Raw genomic sequence first — 21,314 nt, 5'->3', positions numbered from 1 at the left:
CGGGCGCGTCTCCGCGCTAGTGCTTCGAGTGCTCCGAGCCGGCCTCGATGACGCCAGCGTGGTTGAACGGCTCGTAGGGAACGACCTTGGAGTCGACCGGGTTGCTGTGCCACGTGTTGCGGAACGCGTACGTGACGACGATGAGGGCAACGAAGGCGACGAGCGTGACGACACCGAACATGATCGGGGGCATCACCAGCTCGTTGACGATGTGGTGCCCTTCTTCGGCCAGCACGGATTGGGCCAGCACGGCATCAGCAAGCGCAGCGGGAATCAGCTCGATCATGCGTCCCACCCTACCAATGTTCGCGGGGTCACTCGTCGACCTTCCACACGCCGCCCTCGCGCTCGCGCTCGAGTTCGGCACGCGCCGCGGCCTTGCCGTCCATGCGCTCGTAGTAGCCCTCGCGCCGCTCACGCGTGGTGGTGCGGCTGTTCTCCTCGAGGCGACTGTCCGTGCCACGCGGCGAGACCGTGAGCTCTGCCGCGCTCGTGAGCGTCGGCTCCCAGTCGAAGACGATGCCCTGCGCGCCAGGCCCGATGATGACGGCGGAACCGGCGACTGCACCGGCCTTGAAGAGGGCTTCCTCGACACCGATCTTGTTGAGGCGGTCCGCGAGGTAGCCGATGGCCTCGTCGTTCGCGAAGTCCGTCTGCGCAACCCAACGCTGCGGCTTCTCACCGAGGATCCGGTAGGTGTTTCCGTGCGTTCCGCCTTCGACGCGGATCTCGAACGGCTTCTCGTCGACGGGGCGCGGACGCAGCACGATGCGCGGCTTGATGGCCAGCTCGGCGAGCTTGGCCTCCCTGTCACGGTCGATGAGCTCGCCGAGCGCGAAGGAGAGCTCCTTGAGGCCCTCGTGGCTCACCGTCGAGATCTCGAAGACACGGTAGCCGCGCTCCTCCAGCTCGGGGCGCACGAATTCGGCGAGCTCACGCCCATCGTGCAGGTCGATCTTGTTGAGCGCGACGAACTGCGGACGCTCCAGGAGCGGCGTCTGCCCCTCCGGCACCGGGTAGTTGCCGAGCTCCTCGAGGATGACATCGAGGTCGCTGATCGGGTCGCGGCCCGGGTCGAGCGTTCCGCAGTCGAGCACGTGCAGCAGCGCGGAGCACCGCTCGACGTGCCGCAGGAAGTCGAGGCCGAGGCCCTTGCCCTCGCTCGCGCCCTCGATGAGGCCGGGAACGTCGGCGACCGTGTAGCGGTACTGGGCCGCCTGCACGACGCCGAGGTTCGGGTGGAGCGTGGTGAAGGGGTAGTCGGCGATCTTCGGCTTGGCCGCGGACATCGCCGCGATGAGGCTCGACTTGCCAGCAGACGGGTAGCCGACGAAGGCCACATCCGCGACGATCTTGAGCTCGAGCTGCACCTGCAGCTCCTCGCCTGGCGTGCCGAGCAGAGCGAAGCCAGGCGCCTTGCGCTTCGTGTTGGCGAGCGACGCGTTGCCGAGACCGCCCTGTCCGCCTTCGGCAGCGACGTAGCGCATGCCGGGCTCGGAGAGGTCAGCGAGTTCGACGCCGTCCGCGTCGCGGACGACCGTTCCGATGGGAACCGGCAGATCGAGCGGCTGACCGGTGTACCCGTTGCGCCAATCGCCCATCCCGAAGCCGCCCTTGTCGCTCGAGCGATGCGGCTTGTGGTGGTACGACAGCAGCGTCGTCTCCTGCGGGTCGGCGTAGAACGTGATGCTGCCGCCGTTGCCGCCATCACCGCCGTCGGGGCCGGCGAGTGGCTTGAACTTCTCGCGCTTGACAGAGACGCAGCCGTTGCCACCCTCTCCAGCGCGCAGATACAGCGTCACCTGGTCGACGAAGGTGGCCATGAAGAGCTCCTGTAGAACGATAAGTCGTGAAAATACGGATGAGGGGCGGACCGTGGCCCGCCCCTCATCCTGACACCGCCCTGGATTCAGGGACTGTGCTTGCTGCTATTCGCCAGCGACGATGTTGACCACCTTGCGGCGGCCCTTCGCACCGAACTCGACGATGCCTGCCGAGAGGGCGAACAGCGTGTCGTCGCCACCGCGGCCCACGAGGGCGCCGGGGTGGAAGTGCGTGCCGCGCTGACGGACGAGGATCTCGCCCGCGCTGACGGTCTGGCCCGCGAAACGCTTCACGCCGAGGCGCTGAGCGTTCGAGTCACGGCCGTTGCGAGTCGAGCTCGCTCCCTTTTTGTGTGCCATTGAAGTCTGCTCCTCGACTTACTTGATGTCGGTGATCTTGATGCGCGTGAGCTCCTGACGGTGGCCCTGACGCTTCTTGTAACCGGTCTTGTTCTTGTACTTCTGGATGACGATCTTCGGGCCGCGGAGGTCGTTGAGGACCTCTGCAGTCACCGTGACCTTAGCGAGCTTCTCTGCGTCACTCGTGATGGTCTCACCGTCGACGAGCAGCACAGCCGGAAGCGTGACGTTGCCCTTCTTGTCGGCAACAACACGGTTCGTGGTGAGCACAGTGCCCACCTCTACCTTCTCCTGCCGTCCACCGGCGCGCACAACTGCGAATACCACTTCAGTACCTTTTCTCCGAGCCCGACAAGGTCGGACGCTGTGTCTTCAAACTCTGGAAGCCCTGCTCGCTGCGGCGAGCTGACTCTGCCCTGCAACCGGGCGAGGGAATGCCAGCACGAATGCAAACGTGCAACAGCGAACCACTTTACCCGGCAGGGTCGGTGCGCGCAAGCGCACCCACCCACTCGACGCTTTCGCGTCCGGTCGCCCTACTCTGTCATCTTACTCGGCAGAGAGCGGCGGCGTCGTGATGCGGCGGCGGCGCGGACGCCCCGAAGCACCCTTGGGCGGCTCAACCGTCGCCGGTTGCGCTGCCTTCGGCGCAGACGCCGTCGGCGCTTCCTGAACCTTCTCAGGGGCGGCGGCGGGCGTCGTCACCTCGACCGCGGCGGGGGCCTCGGTCGTTTCGCCCGCTGCCGGCTGCTGCTCACCCTCTGGGGTGACCAGCGCATCCAGCAGCGAGTCGAGTTCACGAAGCGCTGCCGGGTCGGCCTCGCGCTTGGTCTGTGCCGGCTCGGCGCTCTGGGCCGAGTCGAAGTCGAAGAGGTTCTCGCTGGCGCGCGCCTTCCGGTCATCGCCATCCGACTGCTGCACCGCATTACGGTCGAGCGTCACCGGCTCGCTCGGCGCCTGCTCCGGAGCCTCCGACGTCGCCGGAGCCTGAGCATCCGTCTTGGCGCGCCTGCGGCCGCGACGCGAACGACGCGACTCACCCTGCTGCCCGGACTGCTCGTCGCCGCCACGCTCGTCGGCGACCGGCGCCTGGGCGCTCGCCTGCACGACGGGCTGCTGCTCTTCCGAAGGCTCGCCCTGCTTCTGCCCGGTGAGCGTCGACGCCGCGATCTTCGAGAGAGCGCCCCGCGCCTCCTCGGTGATGCCGTGCGTCGACGTCGCGGCCGGAGCTGCGACGGCACGAGGAGCCTGCTGCTCACGCTGCTGACCACCGCGGCCCTTGCGACTGCTCTTCGCGTTCGCGCTGCTGTCAGGCGCTCCCCCACGGTGCTTGAGCACCGGGTCGTGGAAGACGATGACACCACGGCCAGCGCAGGACTCGCACGGCTCGCTGAACGTCTCGAGCAGGCCGAGACCGAGCTTCTTGCGGGTCATCTGCACGAGCCCGAGGCTCGTCACCTCTGCGACCTGGTGCTTCGTGCGGTCACGGCTCAGGCATTCGATGAGGCGACGCATGACGAGGTCGCGGTTCGATTCGAGCACCATGTCGATGAAGTCGACGACGATGATGCCGCCGATGTCGCGAAGACGCAGCTGGCGGACGACCTCTTCGGCCGCCTCCAGGTTGTTCTTGGTGACCGTCTCCTCGAGGTTGCCGCCGGAGCCGACGAACTTCCCCGTGTTGACGTCGACGACCGTCATGGCCTCCGTGCGGTCGATCACCAGCGAGCCGCCGGACGGCAGCCAGACCTTCCGGTCCAGAGCCTTCTCGATGTGCTCGGTCGCGCGGTACTCGGCGAAGACGTCGCCGCCCTGGAACGCCTCGACGCGGTCGACGAGGTCAGGGGCGACCTGGTGCAGGTAGTTCGTGATGGTCTCGAGCTCTTCGCTGCCCTGGATCACGATCTTGTGGAAGTCCTCGTTGAAGACGTCGCGGATGATCTTGACGAGGAGGTCGGGCTCGGAGTGCAGGAGCGCCGGAGCGGGTCCCGCCTCGATGCGCGAGGAGATGTCGGCCCACTGCGCGGTGAGTCGGTTGACGTCGAGCTCGAGCTGATCCTGGGTCGCGCCCTCGGCAGCCGTGCGCACGATGACGCCGACGCCTGCCGGCAGCGTCTCTTTGAGGATCTTCTTGAGGCGTGCGCGCTCCGTGTCCGGGAGCTTGCGGGAGATGCCGTTCATGGAGTTCCCCGGCACGTAGACCAGGTAGCGACCAGGCAGCGACACCTGGCTCGTGAGGCGGGCGCCCTTGTGGCCGATCGGGTCCTTCGTGACCTGGACGAGCACGCGGTCGCCCGGCTTGAGGGCGTTCTCGATGCGACGCGACTTGCCGCCGACCTCCGCAGCAGCCCAGTCGACCTCACCGGAGTAGAGCACGGCGTTGCGGCCGCGCCCGATGTCGATGAAGGCGGCCTCCATGCTCGGGAGCACGTTCTGCACGCGACCGAGGTACACGTTGCCGATGAGCGACGACTCCTGCGAACGCGCGACGTAGTGCTCGACGAGCACCTTGTCCTCGAGCACGCCGATCTGGACGCGGTCGTCCTTGGCGCGGACGAGCATCACGCGGTCGACCGCCTCGCGACGAGCGAGGAACTCGGACTCGGTGATGACCTGGCGGCGACGCCCGCTCTCGCGGCCCTCGCGGCGGCGCTGACGCTTCGCCTCGAGACGCGTGGACCCCTTGATCTTCTGCGGCTCCGTGATGAGCACGGGCTCTTCGACCGGCTGCTCCTCGCGGGACTGACGACGACGCGTCGTCGACTGCTGGCGCTCTGCCGGGGCCTGTCGGCGGTCGTCGCGCGACGACTCCCTCGAACGGTCGCCGCGGTCAGCGCGGTCGTTGCGGTCAGCGCGGTCACGCTCGCCACGGTCCGAACGCTCGCCACGCTCGGAGCGGTCGTTGCGATCCTGCCTTTCGTAGCGATCGTTCCGGTCGCCGCGCTCCTGGCGCTCGTACGGCTCGTCGTCCTGACGGCGACCGCGGCCGCGGTCTTCGCGTGGGCTGCGATCCAGCACCGGGGGCAGATCCGGCTGCAGGAAGAAGAGCGTCGTGGAGGAGATGACGGACGGGACCGACGACGCGGACTCCTCGGTCGACTCGTGCTCCACTGCGCCTACCCCTGCCGCAGTCGCGGACTCCTGGCCCGCCTCTGCGTCGAACTGCTCATCGGTGGTGTTCTGGTCTGATTCGTTTGTGGTCACCATTTCTGGTGTGCTCCTACTCCGGCGTGGCGCAAAGCGTGCGCCCACCCCTCCGGGCGATGAAGATGCCATGCATCCTCATCGAAAATGGTCTCCGCCCGTTCGGCGGAAAGGTTGTACGTGGTGTGCCGCGGTTGCGGCGATCCTGCCTGCGGCCCGTGCGACGGAGCGTTGCTCTGCTCGTGGCTCGTGCCTGAAAAACTTCGGGTGCCGTGGGACTCTGCCCGGTCGACCTTTCCAGTATCGCACGGCCACCGCATCCAGACCCGATTTCGGCTGTGCGCCCACCGTCAGGGCAGGACCCGCCTGTGGTGTGCGATGCCGAGGATGCGCTCGGCGGCCGCGCAGTACCCGGCGAGGAACGCGCTCGCCACGAGCCCGACCGCATCCTCCGTCGGAAGGAAGCGCGGGTGGTGGAGTGTCGGGGCGTATGCGCCGCCGGGCCCAGGCAGACCTGCCGTCTCGACGCCCGCGAAGCACATGATCGAGGGGACCTCGTCGCAGTAGTACGAGAAGTCGTCGCCGCCGAGCGAGCGCATGGGCTCCGCCCCGTCGACGCCGAGGCGCGCGAGCCAGTCGTCGGCATCGGACGCGAGGTGGGTGTCGTTGATGAGGACGGGCATGTTCTGGTGCATGTGCACGATCGCCTCTGTGCCGTACGCCTCAGCAGTGCGCACCGCGAGGTGCTGCACGGCCGCGAACAGGAGCTCGCGGTCTTTCGGCGCCGTCGTGCGCATCGACGCGAGCAGCCGGGCGCTCGAGGGCAGCACGTTCGCCGCGCCCTCGCCTGCAGAGAGCGTCCCGACGCTGATCACCGCCGGGTTCATGGGCGAGATCGTGCGACGGACGACCTCGGGGAGCCCGAGCGCGATCTGGGCGACGGCAGCGACAGGGTCGGCCGCCTGGTGCGGGTACGCGCCGTGGCCGCCTCGTCCCTGCAGCGAGATCTCGATCTCATCGGCAGCCGCGTTGATGTAGCCGCCGCCGATCGCGATCGCCCCTCGAGGGACGCCCGGGTGGACGTGCGCGCCGATGACGTGCTCGACCTGGAAGCGCTCGAGGCCGCCCTCCTGCACGATCTGATGCGCGCCCGAGGGGTAGGTCTCCTCCCGTGGCTGCAGGATCGGCACGAGTCCGACGGGGAGGTCGAGGTGGTCCGCGGCCCGGATGAAGGCGACGAGCGCCGCTTGGTGGACGTCGTGCCCGCAGGCGTGCATCGCGCCGTTCGACGAGGCGAACGGCACCCCGGTGAGCTCGGTCAGCGGCAGCGCATCTAGCTCGGCACGCACCCCGACGGCACCCCCGGTTGCGGGGCCGAGGCGCCCGATGCGCCCGGAGTCGGCGATGCGGTGCATCGTGACCCGGTCGCCGAGCTCGGCCTCGAGGCGGGCAGCGGTGTCGTTCTCCTCACCGGAGAGCCGGGGGTCGGCGTGGAGCTCCTGACGCAGCCGGACGGCCGCCGGCAGCTCCTCGCGCAGCGCAGCCCGCCATGCCGAGGCCAGCTCGTCGAGCCGCTCGCTGTGCTCCGTCGACGACGATCTCCCAGCCTTCATCTCGCAACTCGCCCCCGAATCAATGTTCTCGCACCTGACGGCCCGCCTACCGCGAAGCCTACGACTCGGCCGAAGCCCGACCGAGTCGTCCACCTCTCGAGTCGGTCAGGCCGCGAACCAGATGCCGAGCTCGCGCTCGGCGGACTCGACGGAGTCGGAGCCGTGCACGATGTTGAGGAGCACGCCGGCATCCCAGTCACGACCGAGGTCGCCTCGGATCGTGCCGGGCGCGGCAGTCGTGGGGTCGGTCGTGCCGGCGAGCGATCGGAAGCCCTCGATGACGCGGTGGCCCGCGACGCGGATCGCGACGGTCGGCCCCGACTGCATGAACTCGAGGAGGCCCTCGTAGAACGGCTTGCCCTCGTGCTCCGCGTAGTGCTCCGAGAGGAGCGCACGGTCTGCGTGGACGAGGCGGAGGTCGACGAGCGAGTAGCCCTTCGTCTCGATGCGGCGAAGCACTTCGCCCGTGAGGCCGCGCTGAACGCCGTCCGGCTTGACGAGGACGAGCGTCTCTTCGATGGTTGCCATGATTCCTCCATTGGTCGTGGTGGTCGGCCCTGCGAGGGGCCAGGTCGTTCGGTGAATGCGTGCAGATCAGCTGGTCAGCTGCTCGGTGGGTCGTTCTGCTCCGTGATGGGCATCCCGTCGACGCCGATCTCACCCGCCGCGAGGCGACGGTTGTACTCGGCGATGATCGGAGCGCGCTGCCGGTCGATCTGGCCGCCCTTCCACATGAAGTACGTCCAGGATGCGAGGAACAGCGCCCCGACCACGAACATACCGGGGTGGAGGAAACCGGCGGCGACGAGCAGGATCTGCACGGCCCACCCGAGCCAGATGCCCCACTCGTACCTGAGCAGCCCGATCGTCACGACGATGAGCACGGCGAAGGTGAGGCCGAGCGCAAACGCCGGAACGGGCTCGAGCACGCGCATCCCGAACACGAGCAGCGTGCCGAGGAAGACGACGAAGAGCTCGAAGCCCAGGAAGATGGAGCCGATGACCTCGCGGATGCTGCGCTGACGGGGCAGCCGGCCGCTGTTGCGCCGACTCACGACTCCTGCGCCCAGCCTTCGTCGCGCGAGAGGGTGAGCGCGGTGCCGATGAGCGTGACGGAGCCCGTGATGAGCACGGCGGCGTTCCTGCCATCATCTGCGCCCTCGGCGAGGAGATCGAGGGCGATCTCGCGGGCGCGCTCGATGGCATCCTCCGCTCGCTCGAGCACCTCGGGCTCGCCGCCGGTGACCTCGCGCACGATGTCGCCGAGCTCCTCGGCGTCGATGGCGCGCACCGAGTCGGATTGGGTGACGACGAAGCGCTCCGCGATGGGCTGCAGGGCGCGGACGATGCCGGCCGCGTCCTTGTCCGCCAGGACTCCGAGCACCACGACGACGCGCGAGAAGTCGAACGACTCGGTCACGGCCCTCGCGAGCGCCTCGGCGCCGTGCGGGTTGTGGGCGGCGTCGATGAGCATGGGCGGGGTGATGCCGATGCGCTCGAGGCGACCCGGCGACTTCACCTCGCCGAACGCCGCCTCGACGAGCTCATCGCGCAGGCTCCGGTTCGCGCCGAAGAACGCCTCGACGGCAGCGAGCGCGACGGCACCGTTGTGCGCCTGGTACTCGCCGTCCAGCGGCAGGAGGAGGTCCTCGTACGTGCCAGCGACGCCGCGAACCGTCACGAGGCGTCCGCCGACGGCCAGCTGGTTGCTGACGACGGAGAAGTCCTTTGGCTCGGCGTACATGTGCGCCTCGGACATCTCTGCGGCACGTGTGATCTCCGCGAGGACCTCGGGCTGCTGCTCTGCGGTGACGACGCGCGCGGCGGGCTTGATGATGCCGGCCTTGGTGCGCGCGATCTCCGAGAGCGTCCTGCCGAGTCGCTGCGTGTGGTCGAGCGCGATGGGCGTGAAGACGGCGACCTCGCCATCGGCGACGTTCGTGGAGTCCCACTCGCCTCCCATGCCCACCTCGACCACAGCGACATCCACGGGAGCGTCGGCGAAGCACGCGTAGGCGAGCACCGTGAGGGCCTCGAAGAACGTGAGGCGCGGCTCTCCCGCCGCCTCGAGCTCCGCATCGACGATCGAGAGGAAGGGCGTGATGTCCTCCCAGTTCGCGACGAGTCGTTCGTCGCTGATGGGACTTCCGTCGACGGCGATGCGCTCGTTGATGCGCTCGAGGTGCGGACTCGTGAGGAGGCCCGTGCGCAGGCCGTGGGCGCGCAGCACGGTCTCGATGATGCGCGCGGTCGAGCTCTTGCCGTTGGTGCCCGTGATGTGGATGACCGGGTACGCCGTGTGCACGTCTCCGAGGAGCTCGACGGCGCGCCTCGTCGCGTGGAGTCGCGGCTCGGGGGCCGCCTCCCCCACGCGCTCCATGAGCTCGTCGAAGACACGCTCGCCTTCGCTGACCCAGTCGGTGCCCTCGAGGAGCGTTCGCTCGTCTTCCTCGCGCTCCGTCAGGACCTCGTCCTCGTCGTCGGAGAGCGCCGGCGTGAACGTCTCGGCGATGTCCCTCGGCTCGAGCTCGAAGTCGCCGGATACGTCCGATTCGCCGGACTGCTCTTCCCAGTCGCCGGAATCCTGCTGGTCGCGTTCGCTCACGCCACTACCTCCACGTCGATCTCAAGGGCACCATACGTGTCCGCGCTCACCTCGTCGTCAGCCGGCGACGCGAGTCCGCCGGTGACCTGGAACTCCACCGCGAGGGTCTCCCCCGAGATGAGCTCCCGATGCGCCTCGATGGCGGCGACCGACGCGTCGTCGGCGCGCAGGGCGAGGCGGATGCGGTCGGAGACCTCGAGTCCTGCCTCCTTGCGCGCGTCCTGGACCGCACGCACGACATCGCGAGCGAGGCCCTCCGCGGCGAGCTCCGGACTCACGTTCGTGTCGAGCACGAGGATGCCGCCGCTCGGCAGCAGGGTGATGGCTCGGTCGTCGCTCTCGCCTGCGGTGACGAGCTTGACCTCGTATTCACCCGCCTCGAGCTGCAGTCCGCCAGCCGTGACGACGCCGTCGACCTCGCTCCAGTCTCCGGACTTCGAGGCCTTGATCGCCAGCTGCACCTGCTTGCCGAGGCGCGGGCCAGCCGCGCGCGCGTTGACCTGCAGGACGCGGTCGATGCCGTACTTGGCCTCGGACTCGGCGACGAAGCGCTCGAACTCCACGGACTTCACGTTGAGCTCGTCACGCAGGATGCTCGCGAAGGGCTCGAGCGCGTCCGTGTTCGGCGCGACGACGGTGAGGCTCGCGAGCGGGAGGCGCACGCGGCGCCCGGCCTGCTTGCGCAGGGACAGCGCCGAGCTCGTGACGCGGCGGACCGCATCCATCGAGTCGACGAGCGCCTGATCGCTGGGGAACGCCGACGCGTCCGGCCAGTCGGTGAGGTGCACGCTGCGGCCGCCCGTGAGCCCGCGCCACACCGTCTCGGAGATGAGCGGCGTGAGTGGCGCGGCGACGCGCGTGAGCGTCTCGAGCACGGTGTAGAGCGTGTCGAACGCCTCGGTGCTCGTGGCGTCGTCGGTCACTCCTCGCCAGAAGCGGTCGCGCGAGCGACGCACGTACCAGTTGGTGAGCACGTCCCCGAAGTCGCGGAGGCGCGATGCGGCGGTCGTCGAGTCGAGTGCCTCGAGGTCTGCCTGCACCTCGGTGACGAGCACGCCCAGCTTGGCGAGGATGTACTGATCGAGCACATCGCTCGAGTCGGTGCGGAACGTCGCCTCGTACGCCTGGGTCGAGCCGACCGCGGTGTTCGCGTAGGTCGTGAAGAAGTAATACGTCGACCACAGCGGCAGGAGGAACTGGCGGACGCCCTCGCGGATCGTCTCCTCGGTCACGATGAGGTTCCCGCCGCGCAGCACGGGGCTCGCCATGAGGAACCAGCGCATGGCATCCGACCCGTCTCGGTCGAACACCTCCTGCACGTCCGGGTAGTTGCGGAGGCTCTTCGACATCTTGCGACCGTCGTTGCCGAGCACGATGCCGTGGCTCACGACCCGCTTGAACGCGGGGCGGTGGAAGAGCGCCGTCGAGAGCACGTGCATGACGTAGAACCAGCCGCGCGTCTGCCCGATGTACTCGACGATGAAGTCGGCGGGCGAGTGCGAGTCGAACCACTCGCGGTTCTCGAACGGGTAGTGCACCTGCGCGTACGGCATGGAGCCGGAATCGAACCACACGTCGAGGACATCGGGGATGCGCCGCATCGTGGATGCACCGCTCGGGTCGTCCGGGTTCGGGCGCGTGAGCTCGTCGATGAACGGGCGGTGGAGGTCGGTCGGGCGCACCCCGAAGTCGCGCTCGATGTCGTCGAGCGAGCCGTATACGTCGATGCGCGGGTAGTCGGGGTTGTCGCTCTTCCACACGGGGATGGGGCTGCCCCAGTACCGGTTGCGGCTGATCGACCAGTCGCGGGCCCCTTCGAGCCAGTTGCCGAACTGGCCGTCCTTGACGTTGTCCGGCACCCAGTCGATCTGCTGGTTGAGTTCGACGAGCTCGTCGCGGAACTGCGTGACGCGCACGAACCAGCTCGAGACGGCCTTGTAGATGAGGGGCTTGCGGCAGCGCCAGCAGTGCGGGTAGGAGTGCTCGTAGCTGGCCTGCTTGAACAGCCGGCCGTCGGCCCGCAGGAGCTGGGTGAGCGGCTTGTTGGCGTCGAAGACCTGCAGGCCGGCGACGGGCTCGACGGCGGAGAGGAACTTGCCGCCCTCGTCGACGGAGAGGATCGTTGGGATGCCGGCGGCGTCGCTGAGCACCTTGTCGTCCTCACCGTAGGCGGGCGCCTGGTGCACGATGCCGGTGCCGTCGCTCGTGGTGACGTAGTCGCCGAGCAGGAACTGCCACGCGTTCTGCGTGCCGTAGGTCTCGGTGTCGGCGTAGAAGTCCCACAGGCGCTGGTAGCGGACGCCGGCCAGCTCGGCGCCCGTGAGGCTGCGGCTGGTCGCGTCGACCGCGTCCTCCGCGCTCTCGTAGCCGAGCTCCTTGGCATGGGCCGCGACGCGTGCGCTGGCGAGCAGGAAGGAGCCAGCGCCCGTCGCCGTGCCGTCTGCCGCGCCGAGCGGGCCAGCTGGCACGACGGCGTAGTCGATGTCCGGGCCGACCGCGAGCGCCAGGTTGGTCGGGAGCGTCCACGGGGTCGTCGTCCAGGCGAGCGCCTTCACGCCGGCGAGGCCGAGCGCATCCGCTCGCTCCCCCTCGAGCGGGAAGGTGACGGTGACGGTCTGGTCCTGACGCATCTGGTAGACGTCGTCGTCCATGCGCAGTTCGTGGTTGGAGAGGGGCGTCTCGTCGTTCCAGCAGTACGGGAGCACGCGGAAGCCCTCGTAGGCGAGCCCGTCGTCGTAGAGCTTCTTGAAGGCCCAGAGCACCGACTCCATGTACGAGATGTCGAGCGTCTTGTAGTCGTTCTCGAAGTCGACCCAGCGGGCCTGGCGGGTGACGTACTCCTGCCACTCGCGCGTGTACTTGAGCACCGACTCGCGGGCGGCGTCGTTGAACGTGTCGATGCCCATGGCCTCGATCTCGGCCTTCGACTGGATGCCGAGCTGGCGCATGGCCTCGAGCTCGGCGGGCAGGCCGTGCGTGTCCCAGCCGAAGCGGCGGTGCACCTGGCGGCCGCGCATCGTGAAGTAGCGGGGGAAGACGTCCTTCGCGTACCCGGTGAGGAGGTGCCCGTAGTGCGGGAGCCCGTTCGCGAAGGGAGGGCCGTCGTAGAAGACCCACTCCTCGGCGCCCTCGCGCTGGTCGATGGAGGCCTGGAAGGTGCCGTCTTCGCGCCAGAAGTCGAGCACGCGCTCTTCGAGGCGCGGGAACGACGGCGAGGCGGCGACGCTGTCTCTTGTCGAGCTGGCGGGATCGGCGGCTGGTCCGAACGAGGCCTTCGGGTAGCTCATGCGGTGGAACTCCTGGCAGTAAGTGGATGTGCTTGGTCTGCTTCAGGGACGCCTTCCGGCGCGGTACCACCCCGATTGCGCGCTCCCCCGGATCTGCCTTCCGTTGAAGGAAGGACGTCCGGCGGCGCTCGCCACTCGTTCCGGGCTGTGACGGGCCCTCCCGACCGGTTCTACTTGGCCTGCGTTCCTCGAGAGGCTCGCTCACCGTTCTTCCGGGGACTCCCCGCTGATGGGCGGATCACAGTCATGCTGCCAACATCGTACGCGCCCGGGCAAGCTGCGCGAAACGGACAGGCCAGGCTCAGGGGAAGGCTGTGTACGCTCGCTTCTTCTGGATTCATCGACGGACGGCACTCAGCGCATGCTCACCTCTCACCTCTCGAAGCTCGCAGCGACCGGCATCTTCGCGACCATCGCGCTCACCGGATGCTCAGCGCTCGGCGGAGGGGAGACTGCGGCTCCGTCTCCCTCGGCTGCGACGACGACCGAGGCCACGACGGCCGAGGGCGGCGGAACCTGCGCGGACGTCCAGGCCGAGATCGATTCGATCAACACGAGCGTCCAGGGCATCCCCGACCAGGTGCCCGGTGACATCCCCGGAGCTGTCGCGACGCTCGAGACCGTAGGCGCCAGCCTCACGACGCTGCAGCAGAGCGTCACGGACCCCGACCTCAAGACGCACGTCGACACGCTCGTCACCGAGGTGACGGAGCTGCAGACCACAGCTGGGGAGCTCACGAACGGCGAGGGTGGCTTCGCGGCCGCCGCGAGCATCCTGACGCAGCTCGGCGAGGTCGAGTCGGCCCTCTCGTCGCTGACGGCTTACTGCGAGCTGCAGACGAGCTAGAGGAACCGGAAGGCCCTCGAGCAGCGCTGTCCGGAACCTTGCGAGAACTGCGGTCCCGCGCGACGGTCTCACCTGCAGTCAGCTTCCGTGAAGCGGCTCCTGCAGTGCTGAGCCGCGCAGAGTTCTGCGCCGGAAGAGTCGATACTCCCAGCCCGGTCGGAGGGCTCGCCACCTGCCCGTCCGGTCGCGCACGATTTCGAGCTGGTTCTTGTGGGCCAGGTGATGATGGAAGCTGCAGAGGAGCACTCCCTCGTCGACGTTCGTGACGCCGCCTTCAACCCACGGCGTGGTGTGGTGCGCTTCGCACATGCCAGGCGGCTTCCAGCAGCCCGGCGTGATGCAGCCCCCGTCGCGGGAGGCGAGCGCTCTGCGTTGCGCGCGACTGTACAACCGCTGACGGCGGCCGAGTCTCAACGGTTCTCCGTTGGAACCCAGGAGCGCCACCTGCACGAACCCGTCGCAGAGGGTCTTCGCGACCAGGCTCGGCGGCACTGGCGTTCCGGTGCGCTCGAGGTGCGGCACGTCGAGCGGGCGCTGGGCCTCTCCCTTCAGGCCAGCGTCCGTCGTGGTGATGACCACGGTAGGCGCCTCTCCGCCCGCGCGGGGAGCGTCCGGGGCTTCCGCGAATCGCGCGAAGACCGACTCCACGGCGTCCATGCGCTGCTGGGCTGGCGTGCGTCGGTCGGGGATTTGCTCATCCGGATGCGAGACGTCCACGTCCGCCGCGTCGATTCCCTCGGCACCGCGTCCGTCAGCGCCAGCGCTCCCGATGGGCGGGGCATCTTCGAAGGCAACCTTGCGGCGGGGCGAGGTGACCGTCTCGCACACCTTCCGGAGCAGCTCCCCCTGCTCCGGAGTCGCAACGAATCGCCCCGTGACCGTGCCATCCGAACGCTCCCGCATCCAGAATCCCCGCTTGCGCGCAACGCGCTCCGCGAGCGGTTCCGTGCCGTCGGGGTCGAGGAACGCCACCCACTGCGCGGCCTGGACCCGAAGCAGTTCCGGAGTTGCCGGGGCAAGATCTTCTGGGTTCACGCCCCGCGCCGAGTCGACAAGCTCTGCCTCAGCCGCGTCGAGATGCGCTCGCTCGGCACGGCCGTTCACGGGCTTCAATCCCTGCACGATCGCGGACGCCTGCGCGAGCGAGATCTGCGCGGCTGCAAGCGCCGTCGCAACGGCCGGATGTGCCGGCCCGAGATGCTCGCCCGTCAGACTCATCGGGGCACGGGTGGTCTCCGCAACGCGAACCAGCGACCCGGCCTCGGCGCAGGGGACCCCCAGAAGCTGCTGGAGCATCTCCGCGAGGTTGGCGAAGCCCATGCTCCGGACGAGCTCGTCGCGCGCCGAGCCCTCCTCGTCACGTCGAAGCACCTCCCCCGCAATCTCGACCAACGCCGCGTCCAGCGCGCGCCGACGGCTCGCGAGCTCCGCGATCACCACGGGAATCTCCATCGCCAGCAAAACCAGGGCGTTGCCGGGGGCCGCGATGAGCGCGTCGACCGTCGCGGTCTCGGGCGAGGACCGCCTGGAGGCCACCTCGTTGCGCCCCGTGCCAGCCTGCCCAAGAACCATGATGACCTCCCCCCGGGATCACCTCGAGCCTAGCACTCAGAGCTTCACTTGGGGCCTGTTGACCAGGAATTTATCGATGTTCTTCGAAGACAGAATCGAACCACCAAGCTCCAGATCAGAGGACACCAGACTGCAGCGGGCGTCTCGAGGCCGAACGCCTTCAGCACCGCAGGCTTACGCGGCCGAGTACGCCAGGAAGATCGGGGCGCTCGCCTCGTCCACGACGCTCGAGAAGCTGCCTCGGGTCGGCCCCTCCTCGATCCAGAACACGGTCGCGGCGATGGTCGCCGAGATGATCGAGCCTGCGCAGACGGTTCGCCGCAACCGGCCCAGCCCAGGCTCTGCTCGGGCGAGGAAGTCCGTGAGCGCCGACTGCTGGGCGAGCGCGCGCTTCGTGCCCGTCGCGGCGAGGTCTGCACTCGTGCCTGCCACACTGCGCAGCGAGCCCGCCCAGCGGACGGTCTCGGGCTGCACCGTGTCGGCGATCTCGAGGAGCACCTTCCGGAGCGTCTCGAGACCGTCTCCCCTCTTCGGAACGCCGCGCGCGACGAGCTCGGTCGCCGCGGCCTCGAGCCGGAGAGGAACCTCGGCGAGGAGCGGGTCGAGACCGACCCACAGCACGTCGGCTTTGGCAGCGAAGTAGTTGAAGAACGAGCTTCTCGCGACGCCGGCACGGCGGGCGATGTCGCTCGCGCTCGTCTGCTCGTAGCCCTGCTCGAGGAACAGCTCGAGGGCGGCCTCTTCGAGCGTCTCGCGACTCGACGCGGAGGGTCGGCCTCGACGCGCGACCCGTTCCTCGTGCTCCGTCATCATCTTCTCATTTCTGCATGGTGTTCAAATAAGCAGTTACACTCTCCGAGTGCCAGCATCAGCCACCCGCCGCGCGGCGAAGCCCATCGCGCTCCTCGCCCTCGCCGCAGCCCTCATCGTGCCACTTGCCGCATGCTCCAGCGAGGCGACCTCGTCGGACCAGCCGCAAACCCTCAGGTACGCCTCAGGAGACGCTGAGCCCACGTGCCTCGACCCGCACGTCGGCGGCAACTGGCCCCAGGCGATCCTCGCGAACCAGTTCCTGGAGTCGCTCTTCTCGAAGAACGACGCAGGGGAGATCATCCCATGGCTGGCAACAGGAGCCGAAGCGTCTGACGACCAGCTGAGCTGGACGATCACCCTCAAAGAAGGCGTGAGCTTCACCGACGGCACCCCGTTCGACGCGGACGCCGTCGTGGCGAACGTCGAACACATCAAGAACCCCGAGACCGCCTCCTCGACGGCCATCCTCGCCCTCGGGAAGGTCTCCGAAGCGGTCGCAGTCGACGCGCGCACCGTGCGCTTCGACCTCAGCGAGCCGGACAGCGCGCTCCTGGAGTCGCTCGCACAGACCTGGCTGGCCATCGAGTCCCCAGCCGGGCTCGAGCGCGGGACCGAGGAGAACTGCCTCGCCCCGATCGGCACCGGCGCCTTCCAGGTCGCGTCGTGGGAGAAGCAGTCCCAGGTCGTGCTGACTCGCAACGAGAACCACACGTCAGCGCCGGAGGACGGCGTGACGAGCGAGGGCCAGCCCGGAGCGACGGTCGGCACCATCGAGTGGAAGTTCATCCCGGACGCCGCCACCCGCCTCGCCGCACTCCAGTCCGACCAGGTCGACATCATCGACTCCGTGCAACCGGATGCGCTCTCGCAGTTCCAGGCGAACGGCACGGAGGAAACGCTCATCGGCGCCCGCCCCGGTGTGACGGCCCGCATCGAGCTCAACACCACGCGTGCACCCTTCGACGACCCCAAGGTGCGCGAGGCGTTCGCCGCCTCCGCCGACATCGACGCTGCGGTCGAGTCGCTCTACTTCGGAACCCTCGACCGGTCGACCTCCGTGCTCTCGAGCGCAACACCCTTCGCGACCTCGCACCCCGACTCCTTCGGGTTCGACGCGGCACGCGCATCCACGCTGCTCGACGAGGCCGGCTGGACCGAGCGCGACGCCGACGGCGTCCGCACGAAGAACGGCGAGCGCCTCGAGGTCGCATTCCCGGTCTCCACGAACCAGTCGATCCCGGCCGAGATCTCCGTACTCGAGCAGATCGGAGCGACGAGCTCCGAGGTGGGCTTCGATGTGCAGCTCGAACTGCTCGACCTCTCGACCTGGTACGAGCGCAGCGGCACGTGGGAGTTCGATGCCATCGTCGCGCCGTACTCGAAGAACTCCGCCGACGTGCTCCGCATCGTCTACTCGACCGACAGCATCACCCCCGCCCCGAGCGGCTACCACGCCAACAACACCGGCCTCTCGCTGCCCGCTCTCGACGAGGCGCTCGACGCGGCCGTGAAGACCAGTGACGACGCCGAGCGCGAGCGGCTCTACGGCGAGGCCCAGCAGCTCATCATCGACAGCGGCACCGTCATCCCGCTCTACGACCAGACGGTGCAGTTCGCCTACGGCGCCAACGTGCACGGCTTCCGCCTCCAGCCGAACGTCAACGTGCCCTCGCTCGTGAACGTCACCATCGAGTAGCTGGGCCACGACTGAGTACGGCGCACGAGACAATCGAGCGATGACGAAGGATGCGCGATCTCGCGCGGCACACCTGCTGCCGCTGATTCCGCGCATCCTCCTGCGTCTCGGCGGCGCGGTGTTCGTGCTGTGGGCCGTCGTCACCGTCACCTTCTTCGCGGTGCGCGCCGTGCCTGGCGACCCCGTGCTCGCGATCCTCGGCGGGCCGGGCTCCAACGCGAGCGCCGAGGCCGTCGCGCAGGCCCGCGCCGAGAACGGGCTCGACCAGCCGCTCTTCCTCCAGTACCTCGCGCAGCTGTGGCGCACGGCGACCGGAGACCTCGGCTTCAGCTACGCCCAGCGCGAGAGCGTCGCATCGCTCATCGGCGAGCAGCTGCCCGGCACGCTCGCCCTCGCCGGCCTCTCCCTCCTCCTCGCCTGGGCGATCGCGCTCACCGTGGCCTGGTGGTCGACCGGGAGGAGCCGAATCGCGTGGGGCATCGCATCGACGCTCGAGGTCGTCGCGGCGGCGGTGCCGCACTTCTGGCTGGCCTCCGTGCTCGTGCTGATCTTCGCCGGAATGCTCGGGCTCCCCGTCGCCGTCTCGGGTCCGGGACTCTCCGGGCTCATCCTGCCGAGCGTCACCCTCGCGCTCCCCCTCGCCGGGTACCTGGGGCAGGTCATGCGCGAGCAGATGCTCGACGCCCTCGAGTCGCCGTTCGTGCTGGCCGCGCGAGCGCGCGGCGAAGGGCCGAGCGGCATCTTCTGGCGGCACGTGCTGCGCCACGCGGCGATCCCCGCAGTCGGCCTCAGCGGCTGGGCTCTCGGCTCCCTCGTGTCCGGCGCAGTGGTCGTCGAGACGATCTTCGCGAGGCCAGGACTCGGCCGCTCTCTGCTCGCCGCGGTCGGTGCGAGGGACGTGCCCTACGTGATCGGCGTCCTCGTCGTCGTCGCGGCCGCCTACATGCTCGTGACCGTCCTCACCGACCTGATCGAGCCGGTCATCGATCCGCGCTCCCGCGACCGAGCGGGCGTGACCGCATGAGTCTCGACGCGGCCGCGGTTCGGGATGCTCGTGCGGGCACGACGGGACAGCGCGACGGCCGCACCCGCACCGGCTCCCGCTCGCGGCGCGGGCTCTGGCTCGGCGTCTGGCTCGCCGTGGCGGCGATCTACCTGCTCGCCGCGGTCTTCCCGCAGCTCCTCGCCCCCGGCGACCCGCTCGCCGTGAACCCCGCCGATGCGTTCTCGCCTCCCGTCCCCGCGCATCCGCTCGGCACGGACGAGTCCGGCAGGGGTGTCTACACCCGCATCGTGCACGGCGCCTCGTCGTCGCTCACGATCGGCGCCCTCGCAACCGTGATCGGGCTCCTCCTCGGCGCCGTGCTCGGCCTCGCCGCGGGCCTCGGACCCCGATGGCTCGACTTCGGCACGACGAGGATCGTCGAGGTCTTCTTCGCCTTCCCAGGCATCCTCCTCGCGCTCCTGCTCATCACGCTCGCGGGCCCTGGCCTCGTCACGACGACCATCGCGGTCGGCCTCTCCACTGCCCCTGGCTACGCGCGCCTCATCCGCTCTCAGGTGCTGCGCGTGCGGGCGAGCGCCTACATGGAGGCGGACCTCGTGCTCGGCAGGTCGCGCTGGCACAGCTTCACGAGGACGCTGCTGCCGAACGTCGCCTGGCCCCTCTTCTCGCTCGCCACGCTCGGCCTCGGCCAGGCCATCGTGTGGGCGGCTGCGCTCAGCTACCTGGGCCTCGGCGAACCGCCACCCAGCCCGGAATGGGGATCGATGCTCTCCGCAGGCCGCCTCTACCTGCCGACCGGCAGCTGGTGGCTCACCATCTTCCCTGGCACCGCGATCGTGGGCGCGGCCGTCACGGCGACGATGCTCGGTCGCATCATGCAGCAGCGCACGAGGCAGGCAGGATGAGCGACGCGTCGCGCCCGGTACCCCAGCGGGAAGCGCTGACCGTGCGGGCAGAAGAGCTGCGTATCTCCTTCGGCGACTTCGAGGCGGTGCGCGGAGTCTCCTTCGACGTGCGACGCGGCGAGTGCCTCGCGCTCGTCGGCGAGTCGGGCTCCGGCAAGTCGGTGACCGCCAGGGCGCTGCTCGGGCTGAGCGGCGACGGCGCCCGAGTGGAGGCCAGCACGCTCAGCCTCGGCGGCGTCGACCTGCCACTGGCGAGCGGCGACGGCGACTGGAGGTCGATCCGCGGCGGTCGCGTCGGGCTCGTGCACCAGGATGCGCTGGTCGCGCTCGACCCGCTCCGCCCCGTCTGGCGCGAGGTCGACGACGCGCTGCGGCTGCACACCGACCTCGGGCGCCAGGCGCGCCGCAGCCGCGTCCTCGAACTGCTCGGGCGGGCCGGACTCGAGGATCCCGAGTCGATCGCGCGCCGCCGCAGCGGTCAGCTCTCCGGCGGCCAGCGACAGCGTGTGCTCATCGCCGCCGCCCTGGCGGGGGAACCCGAGCTGCTCATCGCCGACGAGCCGACGAGCTCCGTCGACCAGGCCGTGCAGGCGCAGCTGATCGAGCTGTTCGACGCGCTCAAGGCCGACGGTATGACGATGCTCTTCATCACCCACGACCTGGGCGTCGTCCAGCGCCTCGCCGACCGGGTCGCCGTCATGAGCGAAGGACTCATCGTCGAGACAGCGCCGACGGCGCGGCTCTTCACCGCTCCCGAGCACAGGGTCACTCGCCAGCTGCTCGCCGCGCAGCCGAAGGCGGCTCTCGACTCGCTCAGGGCCACGCCCGAGGTGGATGCGCCTGGGCCGCTCCTGGAGGTGCGCGGCGTCTCGAAGGCCTTCCGGGGAGCGGGGAGCGCGCCCATCCAGGCCGTGCGGGAGGCGTCCTTCACACTCTCGCGCGGCGAGACGCTCGGGATCGTCGGCAGCTCGGGCTCCGGCAAGTCGACGCTGGCCCGCATCGCGCTCGGCTTGGAGCGGCCGGACGCGGGCACCGTGTCGTTCCTCGGCGTCGCCTGGAGCCCCGCCCCCGAGCGCCTGCGCCGCTCCCGCCGGGCCAAGCTCGGCTCCGTACCCCAGGATGCGCTCTCCAGCTTCGACCCTCGGCGCACGGTCGGCGAGATCCTCGCCGACGCGCTCACCGCTGGGCGCTCGACGTCCGTCCGGACGCGGCGAGACGCCATCGACGCGGCGCTCGAGCGAGTCGGGCTCGACGGCTCGATCGCCGGTCTCCGCCCGCTCCACCTGAGCGGTGGCCAGCGCCAGCGCCTCGCCATCGCCCGCGCGCTCGCCCCCGAACCCGAGGTGCTGCTGTGCGACGAGCCCGTCTCAGCCCTCGACGTGACCGTGCAGGCGCAGGTGCTCGCGCTCCTCGAACGACTCGTCGACGAGCTGGGCCTGGCCTGCGTGTTCATCTCGCACGACCTCGCCGTCGTCGCGCAGCTCGCCGACCGGGTCGCCGTCATGAGCGACGGCGAGATCGTCGAGACGGCATCCGTGTCCGAGCTGTTCTCCACGCCGAAGCACCCGGCCAGCCGCGCGCTCCTCGACGCCCACAAGAGCCTCGAGGTGCGCTGAGCCGACCGGGCGCATCGCCGCCGGTAC

17 protein-coding genes are annotated in these 21,314 nt (G+C 69.3%); 5 read left to right on the top strand and 12 right to left on the bottom strand.

Annotated features, from left to right (window positions below; all coding sequences use genetic code 11):
- Window positions 1-16: 16 nt before the first annotated feature.
- The 10 genes from ITJ61_RS16895 to ileS form a co-directional block, all read right to left on the bottom strand.
- On the bottom strand, window positions 17-286 hold the full coding sequence (locus ITJ61_RS16895; RefSeq protein WP_104240829.1) for a hypothetical protein: 270 nt from the start codon (window positions 284-286) through the stop codon (window positions 17-19).
- 28 nt (window positions 287-314) lie between these two features.
- Window positions 315-1,823: a GTPase ObgE gene (gene obgE, locus ITJ61_RS16890; RefSeq protein WP_104240828.1), complete on the bottom strand. Its 1,509-nt coding sequence runs from the start codon at window positions 1,821-1,823 to the stop codon at window positions 315-317.
- 105 nt (window positions 1,824-1,928) lie between these two features.
- Window positions 1,929-2,183, bottom strand: coding sequence for a 50S ribosomal protein L27 (gene rpmA / locus ITJ61_RS16885; RefSeq protein WP_068481308.1), 255 nt, complete (start codon window positions 2,181-2,183; stop codon window positions 1,929-1,931).
- A gap of 18 nt (window positions 2,184-2,201) precedes the next feature.
- Window positions 2,202-2,510 (bottom strand): 50S ribosomal protein L21, encoded by a 309-nt coding sequence (gene rplU / locus ITJ61_RS16880; RefSeq protein WP_068481311.1) that lies wholly within the window; start codon window positions 2,508-2,510, stop codon window positions 2,202-2,204.
- 222 nt (window positions 2,511-2,732) lie between these two features.
- Window positions 2,733-5,387 carry an Rne/Rng family ribonuclease gene (locus ITJ61_RS19980; RefSeq protein ID WP_323744400.1) on the bottom strand — a complete coding sequence of 885 codons (2,655 nt, stop codon included), beginning with the start codon at window positions 5,385-5,387 and terminating at the stop codon, window positions 2,733-2,735.
- 290 nt (window positions 5,388-5,677) lie between these two features.
- Entirely contained in the window at window positions 5,678-6,940 is a 1,263-nt protein-coding gene (locus ITJ61_RS16870) for a M20 metallopeptidase family protein (RefSeq protein ID WP_194686918.1), read from the bottom strand.
- A 105-nt stretch (window positions 6,941-7,045) separates the two neighbouring features.
- On the bottom strand, window positions 7,046-7,468 hold the full coding sequence (gene ndk / locus ITJ61_RS16865) for a nucleoside-diphosphate kinase (protein WP_104240826.1): 423 nt from the start codon (window positions 7,466-7,468) through the stop codon (window positions 7,046-7,048).
- A 74-nt stretch (window positions 7,469-7,542) separates the two neighbouring features.
- A complete protein-coding gene (locus ITJ61_RS16860) occupies window positions 7,543-7,995 on the bottom strand; it encodes a DUF4233 domain-containing protein (RefSeq protein WP_258063084.1) in 453 nt (150 codons plus the stop codon).
- A complete protein-coding gene (locus tag ITJ61_RS16855) occupies window positions 7,992-9,545 on the bottom strand; it encodes a folylpolyglutamate synthase/dihydrofolate synthase family protein (RefSeq protein WP_323744399.1) in 1,554 nt (517 codons plus the stop codon). The genes ITJ61_RS16860 and ITJ61_RS16855 overlap by 4 nt, the downstream gene beginning before the upstream one ends.
- Window positions 9,542-12,832 (bottom strand): isoleucine--tRNA ligase, encoded by a 3,291-nt coding sequence (gene ileS, locus ITJ61_RS16850; protein WP_194686917.1) that lies wholly within the window; start codon window positions 12,830-12,832, stop codon window positions 9,542-9,544. The genes ITJ61_RS16855 and ileS overlap by 4 nt, the downstream gene beginning before the upstream one ends.
- Before the next feature lie 361 nt (window positions 12,833-13,193).
- Here ileS and ITJ61_RS16845 point away from each other — a divergent pair, with 361 nt between their 5' ends.
- Complete coding sequence (locus ITJ61_RS16845; RefSeq protein WP_104240823.1) at window positions 13,194-13,679, top strand: hypothetical protein; 486 nt, start codon at window positions 13,194-13,196, stop codon at window positions 13,677-13,679.
- A gap of 78 nt (window positions 13,680-13,757) precedes the next feature.
- On the opposite strand, the gene ITJ61_RS16840 is transcribed toward ITJ61_RS16845, so the two are convergent.
- Together ITJ61_RS16840 and ITJ61_RS16835 are read right to left on the bottom strand one after the other, a co-directional pair.
- Window positions 13,758-15,251, bottom strand: coding sequence for an HNH endonuclease signature motif containing protein (locus ITJ61_RS16840; RefSeq protein WP_194686916.1), 1,494 nt, complete (start codon window positions 15,249-15,251; stop codon window positions 13,758-13,760).
- 174 nt (window positions 15,252-15,425) lie between these two features.
- Window positions 15,426-16,061: a TetR/AcrR family transcriptional regulator gene (locus ITJ61_RS16835; protein ID WP_104342498.1), complete on the bottom strand. Its 636-nt coding sequence runs from the start codon at window positions 16,059-16,061 to the stop codon at window positions 15,426-15,428.
- A gap of 49 nt (window positions 16,062-16,110) precedes the next feature.
- Between ITJ61_RS16835 and ITJ61_RS16830 the strand changes: the two genes are divergently transcribed.
- The 4 genes from ITJ61_RS16830 to nikE are packed head-to-tail and all read left to right on the top strand — an operon-like array spanning window position 16,111 to window position 21,287.
- A complete protein-coding gene (locus ITJ61_RS16830) occupies window positions 16,111-17,760 on the top strand; it encodes an ABC transporter substrate-binding protein (protein WP_104342497.1) in 1,650 nt (549 codons plus the stop codon).
- Window positions 17,761-17,800: 40 nt separating this feature from the next.
- A complete protein-coding gene (locus ITJ61_RS16825; RefSeq protein WP_104342496.1) occupies window positions 17,801-18,784 on the top strand; it encodes an ABC transporter permease in 984 nt (327 codons plus the stop codon).
- The gene (locus tag ITJ61_RS16820; RefSeq protein ID WP_194686915.1) at window positions 18,781-19,671 is read left to right on the top strand and encodes an ABC transporter permease; all 891 of its coding nucleotides are present in this window, start codon (window positions 18,781-18,783) and stop codon (window positions 19,669-19,671) included. Before ITJ61_RS16825 ends, ITJ61_RS16820 begins: the two co-directional genes overlap by 4 nt.
- A complete protein-coding gene (nikE, locus tag ITJ61_RS16815) occupies window positions 19,668-21,287 on the top strand; it encodes a nickel ABC transporter ATP-binding protein NikE (RefSeq protein ID WP_194686914.1) in 1,620 nt (539 codons plus the stop codon). The genes ITJ61_RS16820 and nikE overlap by 4 nt, the downstream gene beginning before the upstream one ends.
- Window positions 21,288-21,314 lie beyond the last annotated feature (27 nt).

The sequence above is a fragment of the Pseudoclavibacter sp. VKM Ac-2888 genome, assembly GCF_015351285.1.
Taxonomy (GTDB): Bacteria; Actinomycetota; Actinomycetes; order Actinomycetales; family Microbacteriaceae; genus Pseudoclavibacter.
This window is presented reverse-complemented; position numbering and strand designations above follow the sequence as displayed.